The sequence below is a fragment of the Klebsiella sp. PCX genome (genome assembly GCF_021869705.1).
GTDB classification, from domain to species: domain Bacteria; phylum Pseudomonadota; class Gammaproteobacteria; order Enterobacterales; family Enterobacteriaceae; genus Klebsiella; species Klebsiella quasipneumoniae.
The window spans coordinates 621,522-635,642 of record NZ_CP091527.1 but is presented as its reverse complement, the minus strand read 5'-3'; the positions used below and the strand labels follow the sequence as shown (position 1 = coordinate 635,642).

Genomic DNA, 14,121 nt, shown 5'->3' with positions numbered 1-14,121 from the left:
TTGGCCCATTCACAAATACATGGTGGCATTTTAAGTAATGCCGTTAAAAAGCATGACTATTAACTTTTAAAGTATAAGCGTAGTCATACAGTTAGCTGAGAGCAAAATGGCAACGATCATCCCAACCATCGGAAGCTGCGGTAACAAGATTACTGCCGGAGAAAAGCGTCTTGCGAGAATTTTTGAAAGCAATCTGAGTAGCGATTGTACTTGTTGGTATGACATTCCTACTGGTGAAAAACAAACACATCCTGATTTCATCATTCTGGATCCTCAGCGAGGGCTGCTTTTTATTGAAGTGAAGGACTGGTATATTTCAAAAATAAAATCCGCTAATAAAACACATGTGATATATGAAACATCAGATGGTGACATTTCTCTAACCCATCCCATAGAACAGGTCAGACAATATTCTTACGGCGCAATTAACTATCTAAAGCGGGACCCACAACTTCTTCAGGACAACGAAAAATATAAAGGACAATTTTGCGCCCCCTACGGTCATGGAGTCTACCTCAGTAATATTACACGTAAGCAGTTAAATAAATACTTTTCCAATAGTGATATTTTTCCTTCTGATATCGTGATTTGTAAAGATGAAATCACCGAGTTTATGTCATCTGAAGAAATATCTTTACGCCTATTTTCTTTGGTCAAACATACATTTTCTAAAGAGATAAGTAATAAGCAAGTAGATCGTATACGTTGGCATTTATACCCTGAGATTCGCATCACCCACGCTCTCGATAAACCAGAGAGTTCTGCCAACCCAATATCTGTACTCCGAACGCCGAATATTATAAAAATAATGGATACTCAGCAAGAATTACTCGCCAGAAGCCTTGGTGAGGGGCATCGGATAATTCACGGCGTCGCCGGCTCAGGTAAAACCTTAATTCTCCTTTATCGTTGCCTACACCTGGCGAAAGATAATAATTTAAAGAAACTTATTCTTGTCGTGTGTTATAATATAATGCTGGCCCAAAAATTAAAATCTCTAATAAAAAGCCATCAACTTACGGTTCCGGTTGAAATTACCAACTTCCATGCATGGTGTTATAAGCAAGCAAAAATTAAAAATATTCTCCCTAACTCAAAGCAAAATTTTATAGAAAACCTTGAGCAAGCTGTTATTACTGGTTTTCAAAATAAAACAATAGCAGCAGAACAATATAGTGCGGTATTAATTGATGAGGGGCATGATTTTAAACAGGATTGGCTAAAAATACTTTCTGGAATGGTTGATAGCGAAACTAACTATCTATTATTTCTATATGACGATGCGCAATCAATTTATCAGAAAAAAAGCTCACTTGATTTTACGCTTTCCAGCGTTGGTATCAAAGCTCAAGGGCGTACAACTATTCTTGACATCAATTATCGAAATACACAGCAGATTCTCCACTTTGCTACCAGCATTGCATTTGATTATTTAAATGATCATATTGAGGATAACTTTAAATATCATAAACCAGATGCTGGTGGACTTCAAGGCCAGGATCCAAACATGCTTATTTTTGATAACCACCAACAAGAAATCATCCATATAATTAAATGGCTAAAGCAACAACATCATACTGGTGTTAGCTGGAATGACATGGCTATATTATGTCCCTCGACCGCACATCTTTCTGCAATATTAGTAAAAGAGTTAAGGGATTCAAAAATCCCGCACTATTTTATAGCAAGCTCGGAAGATAAAAAACGCTACTCACCACAAAGCGATTTTTTGTCTATTATACCTTTGCCTAGTAGCAAAGGTCTCGAGTTTCATTCAGTCGCAGTGATAGATAGTTCAAACATAATGGGTAATAGCGATGATCTCAGCGACGAGATCAAGCGACTATATGTTGGTTTCACTCGGGCAACCAATAATTTGCTTGTGACTTTACATCAAAAAAATGTGCTCAGCAGACATTTAACCTCAACTTATAATCAAATCTATAACAATGCATAGTAGCCCCCTGTCACTCATCAAAAAACACCATCCCCTTATACGGCTGTTCGCGGCAGGCGGCCAGGCGCTGGGCGAGACTGCCGACGTGCAGCTCCAGCTTGTGGCCATCGGGATCGAGGAAGTAGTGCGAAGCGCCTTCGCTACGGTTCAGCTTCCAGACCGCCACGCCGGCAACCTCAAGGCGAGCGGCGAAGCGGGCGAAATCCGCTTCGCTGATGGTAAACGCATAATGGGTGTAGTCGCTCTCCTCCGGCGGAGTGACACGCCGCTGCGGATCCAGCGACAGGCACAGCCACAGATCGCCGCAGGAGAGATAGGCGCCGCTGTCCCAGCGGGCGTGCAGCGTCATGCCCAACAGCTGCTGATAAAACGCCACGCTCGGCGCCAGCTGGCTGACCGCCAGGGTCAGGTGATTCAGTCCGCTCAGCATGTCTGTTCCTCCAGTGAATTCACAATGAACTGGCGCAGCCATTGATGCGCCGGGTCGCGGTGCCAGCGCTCGTGCCACAGCATCAGCATCTCAAAGCCGGCGACCGCCAGCGGCGGCTCGATGACCACCAGCCCGCTCTGCCCGCGCACCAGCCGCTCCGGCAGGACCGCCACCAGATCGCTATTGCGCAGGGTCTCCAGCATAAACAGGAAATGTGGCACGGAAAGGACAACCCGCCGCGTCAGGCCAAGGTTCGCCAGCGCGGTATCGGTCGCCGCGCTGAAGCCGCCTCCGTCCGGGGAGACGATCGCTTGCTCCAGCTGACAGAACGTTTCCAGGCTCAACCCTTGCCGCAGCACCGGATGCCCGGCCCGGCCCGCCAGCACGTAGCGCTCGCGAAACAGCAGGCGCTGATGCAGCCCCGGCGGCGCGCCCTCGCGGGTATGGAAAAAGAGATCCACTTCATCGCTGGCCGCCTGCTGCTCCAGCCGCGCCGGCTGGAGTTCGAATACCGCCAGCCGACTGCCGGGAGAGGCCAGGCGTAGCCTGCCCAGCATCGGCATGAGGGTCGCCGAAGCCATATAGTCCGTCGCCGCCACCCGCCAGGTCTCCGCCGCCGCGGCCGGATTAAAAGGCGCTACCGGCGCCACCGCCTGCTCCAGCGCGGCTAACGCAGCGCGCAGCGGCTGGCGAAGCTCATCGGCGCGGGCGGTGGGCTGCATGCCGCGCGGGCCCGGCATCAGCAGCGGGTCGGCAAACATCTCCCGCAGCCTGGCGAGTTGAATACTCACCGACGGCTGCGACAGATTCAGCCGCTGCGCCGCCCGGGTAACGTTATTTTCACTGAGCAGCACGTCGAGCGTGCGCAGCAGATTGAGATCCAGACGATGTAAATTAATCACAGCTATACCTGGGATTTAAGTAATTAATTTCTACTATAGCGCCAGCTTTCCTACTCTGCAGCTCTTCCCACTTCAGAGGTGATGTTATGAAAGTACTGCTGATTTACGCCCATCCGGAACCGCGCTCCCTCAATGGCGGTTTAAAAAATTTCGCCATCCGTCATCTGCTGCAGGCCGGTCATGAAGTCCAAGTCTCCGATCTCTACGCCATGCGCTGGAAGGCCGGGTATGACGCCGACGACAGCGGCGCGCCGCCGGTCGGCGAGTTCTGGCGTCCTACCCTGGACTCCAGACAGGCCTTTGCCCAAGGTACTCAAAGCGCGGATATCGCCGCCGAGCAGGAAAAGCTGCTGTGGGCCGATACGGTGATTTTTCAGTTTCCGCTGTGGTGGTTCTCGATGCCCGCGATCATGAAAGGCTGGATCGACCGGGTGTACGCCTGGGGCTTTGCCTATGGTGTCGGCGAGCACAGCGACCGCCACTGGGGCGATCGCTATGGGGAAGGCACCTTCGTCGGCAAGCGGGCGATGCTGATCGTCACCGCCGGCGGCTGGGCGGAACACTATTCACCGCGCGGGATCAATGGCCCCATCGACGACATTCTGTTCCCCATTCAGCACGGTATGCTGTTCTATCCCGGTTTCGAGGTGCTTCCGCCGCTGGTGTTTTACCGCACGGACAAAACCGATGCCGCGCAGTTCGCCGACCAGTGCGCCACCCTGGCCGAGCGGCTGGACACGCTGTGGCAAACCGAGCCCATTCCATTCCGCCGGCAGAATCATGGCGACTATCTGATCCCGTCGCTAACGCTGCGCCCGGAGCTGGCGCCGGGGCAAAGCGGCCTGGCGGTGCACCTGGCAACGAAATAAACCTCAACGCGATAGCCCTTCCGGGTTATCGCTTTCATTAATATGACAATTTGTGAGCCTCCACGCATTAACGGCATCGCATCGCGCGAAGCCGCCTCTCATATTGATAGCGATCAAAAATAATCATACCGTCTGGTCGGTATGATTCCGGCCATGAACATGGAAGCCCAGCATCGTAAAAAAGATCCCGTCCGTCTCCACCGTCAGCTGCTTGAATCGGCGGCGATGATTGCCGGCCGGGACGGTATCGCCGCCCTGTCGCTGAACGCTGTCGCCCGCGAGGCTGGGGTCAGCAAAGGCGGCCTCCTGCACCATTTTCCCAATAAGCAGGCGCTGATTTTCGCTCTGTTCGCCAGGCTGCTGGCGATTATGGAAAAGGCGATTAGCGAACTGATGGCCGCCGATAACATCGCTTACGGACGCTTTACCCGGGCCTATTTGCACTATCTGTCCAATCCGCAGTTGACGGACACGCACGAAAGCCGTCAGCTGATGGTGCTGTCGCTGGCGATGCCGGACGAACCGGTGCTGCGAAAATGCTGGCGCGACTGGATGCTGGATCATCTGGCGCAAGGCGATGCGCTGGATAACGGCCCAACCGGTACCCTGGTACGCTACGCCGCCGACGGTATCTGGTTATCTGAGCTGACCGAGGGGCGCACCATGAGCAGCGAACATCGCCAGTCGCTGGTGAACGATCTGACCAAAATGACGCTTCCCGCATGAAGCGAATAGAGTGAGGCCGCGATGCGCTACAACATCAATGCCCGTCTCATTTATGATGCAACAGACGGCACGCTAACCCTGCCCGGCAGCGATGAACCAGATAGCCAGCTATCCATCACCGCCAGCGCGCTGCTCTATTTTTTTCTCCGCCATACCGGCGTGGTCAGTCGCGATGAAGTGTTGAAAAAAGTCTGGGACGATAACGGCTTAACTTCTTCCAATAGCAACCTCAACCAGTATCTGAGCATGCTGCGCAAAACTTTCCGCCACTACGATATCGATAACATTATCGTCACCGTGTCGCGCGGCATGCTGCAGCTGAATCAGGATCTCAGCATCGAACTGCTCGACGCCGGGCCGGCGCTGGCCGATGTCGCCAGCCCGGCCGCGCCGCCTGGCGAACCCGCCGGGGCAGGAAGGGAAACCATACCGCCTGCCGCTTCACCACACGCGCGCGGAATGTGCTGGTATCTGGCCGGCGGCTGCCTGCTGGTCATCGCCCTGCTTCTGGTGGCATTCACGTTTGCCGGAACCCACGTCGCCCGGCCAATTAATCTGACGCTGATGAACCACAGCCAGTGCGAACTGCTCGCCAGCGATGAAATGCTGCGTTCGGTCTCGGCGACGGCCTACGGTAAGAACTTTGATGAGGTGCGTCAGCGGCTGAAGCTCAGCTGCAAGCCGGGGGAGCGTTTTGTTTTCTTCTATGGCGACCGGCTGGAGACCAACGGCCTGGGCCGGGTATTTCTCGCCCACTGCGCGATGCACGAAGACAACCCGTTTAGCTATTGCGATAACTACTTTTACTACTCCTGGAAGCCGCAATGAGACTCGCGCCCCGCACCTTTTTCGCCCTCTCTGCCCTCGCGTTTATCGCCGCCGCCGGGTTTAGCGCCTGGCGCCTGCTGCCGGATGCCAACGACGGCGTGATGAGCTGCTCCACCAAAGCGATCATGCGTTTTGAAAACATGGAAAAAGAGAATGTGAACGGCAATATCCATTTTAATTTTGCCGCCAATGGCAACGGGTCGATGGTAGTGGAAGGCTATACCGATTCTGCCGCCGGCTGGCTCTACCTGCAGCGCTACGTCAAATTCAGCTACACCAGCCAGCGCATCTCAGCGACCGAGCGCCACTACCGCATCAAGAAATGGGAATCCAGCGCCTCGTCCATCGATGAATCGCCGGATGTCATCTTCGACTATTTCATGCGCGAGATGTCCGACAGCCACGACGGCCTGTTCCTCAATGCGCAAAAGCTTAACGACAAAGCTATCCTGCTGAGCTCTATCAACTCACCGCTCTACATCTGCACGCTGAAGTCCGGCAGCACGCTTAATTAACCCGTCCCCCCTGTACCACTGCGAGGAAAATGCGCCCTCGCTCACGCTCCATTAATGCCCCTTTTCCCTGGATGCTAAAAGCGCACGTTTTGCATTTAGCTTCGACGCCAAAACATGAGCATACCCACAATTATCACGCGGCTATATTACCAACCGCAGGCAAGTAATTAGCATCTTATTAACATTCATCTCCCGCCGATAAATAGCTTAAAAAAACGCCATATCATCATAAAAATCAACACGCACAAAACAGAATTAAAATATAAAAAGAAGCCTAAATAAGGCTAAATAGCAGAGTAAAAACCTAAAATATTCATCTACACGGATTTAAATTTCACTTCTCTCCCCATTCCCTATAGTGAACCCCGAACGCCGCTTCCGCGTGTTGATGCCGTTACGCGGACGGTTTTCCCGAATCACAAAACCTGTTCTGGAGGAGATCACGATGGGTGATGCATTGGGGCTTATCGAAACCAAAGGTCTGGTGGCCTGTATTGAAGCAGCGGACTCGATGTGTAAAGCCGCCAACGTCGAACTGATCGGCTATGAAAACGTCGGCTCCGGCCTGGTCACCGTGATGGTGAAGGGCGACGTCGGCGCGGTAAAAGCGGCGGTGGATTCCGGTGTGGAATCGGCGCAGCGCATCGGCGAAGTGGTGACCTCGCTGGTCATCGCGCGTCCGCATAACGACATCAACAAAATCGTCATTAAACACAAGGCCTGAAGGCCAGGAGAACGCAAATGGGTGATGCATTAGGTCTGATTGAAACCAAAGGTCTGGTGGCCTGCATTGAAGCAGCGGATGCGATGTGTAAAGCCGCCAACGTCGAACTGATCGGCTATGAAAACGTCGGTTCCGGCCTCGTCACCGCGATGGTGAAAGGCGATGTCGGCGCGGTGAAAGCGGCGGTGGATTCCGGCGTCGAATCGGCCCAGCGCATTGGCGAAGTGGTGACCTCGCTGGTCATCGCCCGTCCGCATAACGACATCAACAAAATCGTCTCGCATTACAAAATTGCGGACTAACGGAGAAACCTGATGAAAGAAGCGCTTGGTCTTATCGAAACCAAAGGTCTGGTGGCCTGTATTGAAGCCGCGGACGCGATGTGCAAAGCCGCCAACGTCGAACTGATCGGCTATGAAAACGTCGGCTCCGGCCTCGTCACCGCGATGGTGAAAGGCGACGTCGGCGCGGTCAACGCGGCGGTCGACTCCGGCGTGGAAGCGGCGAAACGCATTGGCGAAGTCGTCAGCTCTCGCGTCATCGCGCGTCCCCATAACGACATCGAAAAAATCGCGGCGCAGCACAAAGCATGACCTGACAGGGCACGCCCCGTCCCCACTCTTTTCGTCTGATGAAGGATAGACTCATGATTGAACTGGATAACGATTTGCAGTCCCGGCAGAACGCCCGGGAACTGGTGCGCAACGCCAAAAAAGCGCAGGCAATGCTGGCCACCTTTTCGCAGCAGCAAATCGACGCCATCGTGAAAAACGTGGCCCAGGAAGCAGCGCACCACGCCGAAGCGCTGGCGAAAATGGCCGCGGAAGAGACCGGTTTTGGCAACTGGCAGGACAAAGTGCTGAAAAACCGCTTCGCCTCGCTGCGCGTCTACGACGCCATCAAAGATATGAAGACCGTTGGCATCATTCATGACGACCCGGTAAAAAAAGTGATGGACGTGGGCGTGCCGCTGGGCGTGATTTGCGCGCTGGTCCCCTCAACTAACCCAACCTCTACGGTTATCTATAAAGCGCTGATCGCCCTCAAGGCGGGCAACGCCATTATCTTCTCCCCGCATCCGGGCGCACGTCAGTGCAGCTGGAAGGCGATTGAGATCGTCAAACGCGCGGCAGAAGCGGCCGGCGCGCCGGAGGGCAGCGTCGACGGCATCACCCAGCTGACCCTCGAAGCCACCTCAGAGCTGATGCACAGCAAAGACGTTTCGCTGATCCTCGCCACCGGCGGCGAAGGCATGGTGCGCGCGGCCTACGCGTCCGGCACCCCGACCATCAGCGGCGGTCCGGGCAACGGCCCGGCATTTATCGAACGCAGCGCCGATATCCACCACGCGGTGAAAGATATCATCACCAGCAAAACCTTCGATAATGGCGTGATCTGCGCCTCCGAGCAGTCGATCATCGTCGAAGGCTGCATTTACGATGAGGTTCACCGCGAGCTGGAAGCGCAGGGCGCTTACTTCATGAATGAAGATGAAGCGGCGAAAATGGCGGCGCTGCTGCTGCGCCCGAACGGCACCATCAACCCGAAGGTGGTTGGCAAAACCGCACTGTACCTCAGCCAGATGGCCGGCTTCTGCGTCCCGGCCAGCACCAAAGTGCTGATCGCCGAACAGACCATCGTCTCACCGAAAAACCCCTACTCGCGCGAAAAACTGTGCCCGGTACTCGGTCTGTACGTGGCTGAGGACTGGAAAGCCGCCTGCCACCGCGTGGTAGAGCTGCTGACTAATGAAGGGCTCGGCCATACGCTGGTGATCCACACCCGCAACCAGGACGTCATCCGCCAGTTCAGCCTCGAAAAACCGGTCAACCGCATCCTGATCAACACCCCGGCGGCGCTCGGCGGCATCGGCGCCACCACCAATATCTCTCCGGCGCTGACCCTCGGCTGCGGCGCGGTCGGCGGCGGCTCCAGCTCCGACAACGTCGGCCCGATGAACCTGCTCAATATCCGCAAAGTCGGCTATGGCGTGCGGTCGATTGACGAGCTTCGCGCGCCGGGCAGCCGCCCTGAGCCACAGCCGACCATCGTCACGCCGGCGAGCGATCCGCAGCGCAGCATTCTTGATGACGTGCGTTTCAACGCTCCGGCCAGCGCTGCGCCAGCACACGCGGCAGGCAGCGATGACCGCTTCGCCAGCCCAGGCGCCGCAGCGAACGCGGAAGGCGCAATCAACGAACAAAACGTGGAACGCGTTATCCGCCAGGTGCTGGAGCGCCTTGCTAAGTAACGCACTGATATAAGGCGATATAACGATGATTCTCGCAAAGGTGACCGGCCATGTTGTCGCCACGCAAAAATGCGATGAGCTGCGCGGCAGCAACCTGCTGTTGATCACCCGCTTAGATGACAAACAGCAGCCGATGAAGGACCAGACCTGGGTCGCCGTCGATAACGTCGGCGCCGGTATGCACGACATCGTGCTGGCGGAAGAGTACTTCGCGCTCAATAAAGACCGCTACAAAGCGATGTCGGTGGTCGCCATTGTTGAGAAGGTGTTTCGGGACGCCGAACAGGAGTGAATAGCCCAATGAGTGAATTTTTACTGAAACCACGGATTTGCTTCGGTCAGGACGCCCTCTCGGTGCTGAACGAAATTTCCGCCCGCAGCGTGCTGCTGGTGACCGATCAAGCGATGGTGAAATTTGGCCTCGCCGAGCGCGTCACCGCCCTGCTGCGCCAGCGCGGGATCGCCTGGCAGGTGTGGGACGACGTGGTGGCGGATCCGGATATCGCCACCGTGGTGCGCGGTATGAAGCTGATGGATAACCACTACCCGGATCTGGTTATCGCGCTCGGCGGCGGTTCGGTAATCGATGCCGCCAAAGCGGTTATTTTCTCCCTGGCGCAAACCCGTCCGCTGGCCGACCGTCCCCGACCGTGCTTCGTCGCCATCCCGACCACCAGCGGTACCGGTTCGGAAGTCACCGCCTTTTCGGTGGTGAAAGCCAACGCGGAAAAGCTGGTGCTGGTGGATGCGTCATTGCTGCCGGATATCGCCATTCTGGACCCGGCGCTGGTGGCTTCGGTGCCGCCGGCAATTACCGCCGACACCGGCATGGACGTGCTGTGTCACGCCCTTGAGGCCTACGTCTCCCGCGCCGCCAGCGACTTTTCCGACGCCCTGGCGGAGAAAGTGGTGCAGCAGGTATTTCGCTATCTGCCGACCTGCTGGCGCAGCGGCGACAACCTGCAGGCGCGCGAAAAGATGCACAACGCCTCCTGCATGGCGGGGATGGCCTTCACCAACGCGTCGCTGGGGATAACCCACAGCCTGGCCCACGCCCTCGGCGGCGTCTTCCGCGTGCCCCATGGCCGCGCCAACGCCCTGCTGATGGCGCACGTCGTCGCCTGGAACGCTGATTATCACGGGCTGTGCGATACCGATGCCGCCCGCAAATATGCCCGACTAGCCCATCTGCTGGATCTACCTGCGGCCACTACCCGCCAGGGCGTCACCAGCCTGCTGGTCGCCATTCAGGCGCTTAAAGACGAAATGAGCATGCCGGCCGGCATCCGCGATACCGGCGTCCTTGCAGACGAGTTTGACCAACGGCTGGCGGAGATGATCGGCCAGGCGTTACGCGACAGCTGTACTCCGACGAACCCACGCGCGCCGGATGCTCACGCACTGACCGAACTCTATCGCCGGGCATGGACCGGCAACGCCGTTCAGGGCCACTGATAACAAGATTTGGAGAACCTTACCCATGGCACACTACAGCTTAACGCCGCGCGTCAAAGTGCTGGCAGACCGTTTACTCGCCCAGAAAAGCACGCTGTGCACCGAACATGCCACCACGCTGAACGCCCTGGATGGCGATATCGCGGGCGTTCCCGCCGCCGTTAAACCGGCGCGCCGTTTCTATGAACTGATGCGCCAGCTGCCGCTGACCATCAGCCCCGATGAACTCATTGTCGGCAACCAGAGCCGTAAACCGCACGGGGCGATTTTCCATGACGAAAACGCGACCCGTCGCCCATCGGCTTTCCAGTTCCTCAACCTCAATAGCGATCTGGATTCGCCGGACTACAGGCTGGTGGTCGAAAAAGGGGTGCTGGCGATTAAGCACCAGCTGGAAGAGAAAACCCGCGCACTCGGCAGCGCGGTCAGCCGCAGCGGTATGGATGAAGTCAACGGCTGCCGCGCCGCCATCTACGCCTGCGACGCCCTGCTGGCGCTGGCGCAAAATCTGGCCAACAGCGCCGAGCAGCTGGCGGCGGCGGAGACCAATGCTTATCGCAAAGCCGAGCTGCTCGATAGCGCAGCCATTCTCCACCACGTGCCGGCCCATCCAGCGCGTAATTTCAAAGAAGCCTGCCAGGCGTTCTATCTGTTCCAGCTGGCGCTCCAGCTGGATAACGGCAGCTATGCAGTCAACCCGGAAGGGGCGGACAAGGCGCTGCTGCCTTACTTCCAGCGCGATATCAACAGCGGCGCGCTGAATACCCAGCAGGCGTATGAGCTCGTGGAGTGCCTGTGGTTCAAGCTGGCGGAACTGAGCGAAGTCCGCGCCGCCTGCGCCATTGACGGCTATCCGATGCTCGACGCCATGTTGCATGGCGCCGCTTTTGACCATGCCGAGGTGAACGAACTCTCGGCGATGTTCATCAGCGCCCAGCGCAATCTCAGCGCGTTGAATCTGCCGGTGCGTCTGTTTAGCGGCGCACAACAGGTCAGCCATGCGCCGTTCGCCGCCTGCGCCGACACGCCGGTGATGGAAGGGTTAACCCCGCGTATGCAGCGTCTGCGTAACCACTATCTGACGGTACGCCCGAGCGTCTCTATCTATCGCGCGCTGGCCTTTACCGAAGTGGTGAAAGCTAACCCAGGCATGCCGACCATTCTGCTGCGAGCGAAAGCCTTCCGCCACGCCTGCGAAACCGCGCCGATTCTGATTCAGGACGATGAGCTGATCGTCGGCCATCCGTGCGGCAAGCCGCGCGCGGGCGCCTTCTCGCCGGATATCGCCTGGCGCTGGGTGCGCGACGAGCTCGACACCATGAGCACCCGCCCGCAGGATCCGTTTGAGATCAGCGAAGCGGATAAAAAAACCATTCGCGAAGAGATCGTCCCATTCTGGGAAGGCCGTTCGCTGGATGAGATTTGCGAAGCGCAATACCGTGAGGCTGGCGTCTGGGCCTTCAGCGGCGAGACCTTCGTCAGCGACCTCTCCTATCACCAGATTAACGGCGGCGGCGATACCTGCCCGGGCTACGACGTGCTGCTGTTCACCAAAGGGATGAACGGCATTAAAGCCGATGCCGAGGCGCATCTGGCCAGCCTGAGCATGGAAAATCCGGAAGATATCGACCGCATTTACTACTACAAAGCGGCGATTGAAACCTGCGAAGGGGTGGTCAACTACGCCCGCCGCATCGCCGCCCATGCCCGCGAACTGGCGGCTAAAGAGCAAAACGCCCAGCGCCGCGCCGAGCTGCTGACCATCGCCGACGTCAACGAAAACGTGCCGGCCAATCCGCCGAAGACCTTGCAGGAAGCGCTGCAGAGTATCTGGACCGTCGAATCACTGTTTGAAATCGAAGAGAACCAGACCGGGCTGTCGCTGGGGCGCGTCGACCAGTACTGCTATCCGATGTTCGAAGCCGATATCCGCGAAGGCCGCTTGACCCACGACACCGCACTGGAGCTGCTGCAGGCGTTTATCATCAAATGTGCCGAACTGATGTGGATGTCGAGCGAACTGGGAGCGAAATATTTCGCGGGTTATCAGCCGTTTATCAACCTCACCGTTGGCGGCCAGAAACGTAGCGGCGGCGATGCCTGTAACGATCTGACCTATCTGATTATGGACGCCGTGCGCTTCGTGAAGGTTTACCAGCCGTCGCTGGCCTGCCGTATCCACAACCAGTCGCCGCAGAAATACATGGAAAAAATCGTCGACGTGGTGAAAGCGGGAATGGGCTTCCCGGCCTGCCACTTCGATGACTCCCACATCAAGATGATGCTGCGCAAAGGCTTCGATTTTGAAGACGCCCGCGATTACTGCCTGATGGGCTGCGTTGAACCGCAGAAATCCGGGCGCATCTACCAGTGGACCTCCACCGGCTACACCCAGTGGCCTATCGCTATCGAGTTCGTGCTTAACCGCGGGCGGATGGTGCTGTTCGATAGCTATCAGGGGCTGGACACCGGCGACCTGCGCGACCTGCGCACCTTCGAAGCATTCGACGCGGCGGTAAAACAGCAGATCGCCCATATCGTGCGCCTGTCGGCTATCGGCACCGTCATCAGCCAGCGCGTCCACCGCGATGTGGCGCCGAAGCCGCTGATGTCGCTGCTGGTCGAAGGCTGCATGGAGAGCGGCAAAGATGTCGCCGCCGGCGGCGCGATGGTCAACCACGGTCCGGGGCTGATTTTCTCCGGTCTGGCGACCTACGTCGACTCGATGGCGGCGATCCGCAAGCTGGTGTTCGAAGAGAAGAAATACACCCTTGAGCAGATCCGCGATGCGCTGCTGGCCAACTTTGAAGGTTACGAAGCGCTGCGCCGCGACTGCCTGAACGCGCCGAAATACGGTAACGACGATAACTATGTCGACCAGTACGCGCTGGATATTACCGAATGGACCGAGAAAGAGTGCCGTAAGTACAAGATGCTCTACTCGACCCTCAGCCACGGCACCCTGTCTATCTCCAACAACACGCCCATCGGCGAGCTAACCAACGCCACGCCGAACGGCCGCCTGGCGTGGATGCCGCTCTCCGATGGCATCAGCCCGACCCAGGGCGCGGATAAGCAAGGCCCGACGGCGATTATCAAGTCGGTCAGCAAGATGAACGTGGAAACCATGAACATCGGCATGGTGCACAACTTCAAATTCCTCAAAGGGCTGCTGGATACCCCGGAAGGTCGCCATGGTCTGATTACCTTGCTGCGTACCGCCTCGATTCTCGGCAATGGCCAGATGCAGTTCAGCTATGTCGATAACGAAGTGCTGAAGAAGGCGCAGCAGGAGCCGGAGAAATACCGTGACCTGATCGTCCGCGTCGCCGGCTACAGCGCCTACTTCGTTGAGCTGTGCAAAGAGGTCCAGGACGAGATCATCAGCCGTACGGTGATTGAGAAGTTTTAGTTCTCTTAAAGAGAATTAAATGAGCTGTATTTGAGAAATAACCGGAAGTTCT

The 14,121-nt window shown here is 56.6% G+C and carries 14 protein-coding genes; 12 read left to right on the top strand and 2 right to left on the bottom strand.

What is annotated here, in order from left to right:
• Window positions 1-106 precede the first annotated feature (106 nt).
• Window positions 107-1,957, top strand: coding sequence for a UvrD-helicase domain-containing protein (locus GQR96_RS02920; protein ID WP_069734368.1), 1,851 nt, complete (start codon window positions 107-109; stop codon window positions 1,955-1,957).
• A gap of 10 nt (window positions 1,958-1,967) precedes the next feature.
• On the opposite strand, the gene fosA is transcribed toward GQR96_RS02920, so the two are convergent.
• The gene (gene fosA, locus GQR96_RS02915; RefSeq protein ID WP_065903167.1) at window positions 1,968-2,387 is read right to left on the bottom strand and encodes a FosA5 family fosfomycin resistance glutathione transferase; all 420 of its coding nucleotides are present in this window, start codon (window positions 2,385-2,387) and stop codon (window positions 1,968-1,970) included.
• A complete protein-coding gene (locus tag GQR96_RS02910) occupies window positions 2,381-3,289 on the bottom strand; it encodes a LysR family transcriptional regulator (RefSeq protein ID WP_043522372.1) in 909 nt (302 codons plus the stop codon). The genes fosA and GQR96_RS02910 overlap by 7 nt, the downstream gene beginning before the upstream one ends.
• Window positions 3,290-3,375: 86 nt before the next feature.
• On the opposite strand from GQR96_RS02910, the gene GQR96_RS02905 reads away from it, so the two are divergent.
• The 11 genes from GQR96_RS02905 (at window position 3,376) to cutC (ending at window position 14,069) form a co-directional block, all read left to right on the top strand.
• Window positions 3,376-4,158, top strand: coding sequence for an NAD(P)H-dependent oxidoreductase (locus GQR96_RS02905; protein ID WP_043522375.1), 783 nt, complete (start codon window positions 3,376-3,378; stop codon window positions 4,156-4,158).
• A 141-nt stretch (window positions 4,159-4,299) separates the two neighbouring features.
• Window positions 4,300-4,884: a TetR/AcrR family transcriptional regulator gene (locus tag GQR96_RS02900; RefSeq protein WP_017899140.1), complete on the top strand. Its 585-nt coding sequence runs from the start codon at window positions 4,300-4,302 to the stop codon at window positions 4,882-4,884.
• Between the two features lie 21 nt (window positions 4,885-4,905).
• Window positions 4,906-5,712 carry a winged helix-turn-helix domain-containing protein gene (locus GQR96_RS02895; RefSeq protein ID WP_032455482.1) on the top strand — a complete coding sequence of 269 codons (807 nt, stop codon included), beginning with the start codon at window positions 4,906-4,908 and terminating at the stop codon, window positions 5,710-5,712.
• Complete coding sequence (locus GQR96_RS02890) at window positions 5,709-6,227, top strand: FidL-like protein (RefSeq protein WP_004204137.1); 519 nt, start codon at window positions 5,709-5,711, stop codon at window positions 6,225-6,227. Before GQR96_RS02895 ends, GQR96_RS02890 begins: the two co-directional genes overlap by 4 nt.
• Window positions 6,228-6,672: 445 nt before the next feature.
• Window positions 6,673-6,951, top strand: a complete 279-nt coding sequence (locus GQR96_RS02885) for a BMC domain-containing protein (RefSeq protein ID WP_004182810.1) — start codon at window positions 6,673-6,675, stop codon at window positions 6,949-6,951.
• 17 nt (window positions 6,952-6,968) lie between these two features.
• Window positions 6,969-7,253, top strand: a complete 285-nt coding sequence (locus GQR96_RS02880) for a BMC domain-containing protein (RefSeq protein ID WP_002442227.1) — start codon at window positions 6,969-6,971, stop codon at window positions 7,251-7,253.
• Window positions 7,254-7,265: 12 nt separating this feature from the next.
• A complete protein-coding gene (locus GQR96_RS02875) occupies window positions 7,266-7,544 on the top strand; it encodes a BMC domain-containing protein (protein ID WP_004146125.1) in 279 nt (92 codons plus the stop codon).
• Between the two features lie 53 nt (window positions 7,545-7,597).
• Window positions 7,598-9,202, top strand: coding sequence for an acetaldehyde dehydrogenase (acetylating) (locus GQR96_RS02870; RefSeq protein WP_043522385.1), 1,605 nt, complete (start codon window positions 7,598-7,600; stop codon window positions 9,200-9,202).
• Window positions 9,203-9,227: 25 nt separating this feature from the next.
• Window positions 9,228-9,494 carry a EutN/CcmL family microcompartment protein gene (locus GQR96_RS02865; protein WP_017899143.1) on the top strand — a complete coding sequence of 89 codons (267 nt, stop codon included), beginning with the start codon at window positions 9,228-9,230 and terminating at the stop codon, window positions 9,492-9,494.
• Between the two features lie 8 nt (window positions 9,495-9,502).
• Complete coding sequence (locus GQR96_RS02860) at window positions 9,503-10,657, top strand: 1-propanol dehydrogenase PduQ (RefSeq protein WP_043522388.1); 1,155 nt, start codon at window positions 9,503-9,505, stop codon at window positions 10,655-10,657.
• 25 nt (window positions 10,658-10,682) lie between these two features.
• Window positions 10,683-14,069 carry a choline trimethylamine-lyase gene (gene cutC / locus GQR96_RS02855; RefSeq protein ID WP_017899145.1) on the top strand — a complete coding sequence of 1,129 codons (3,387 nt, stop codon included), beginning with the start codon at window positions 10,683-10,685 and terminating at the stop codon, window positions 14,067-14,069.
• The last annotated feature ends 52 nt before the right edge of the window (window positions 14,070-14,121 follow it).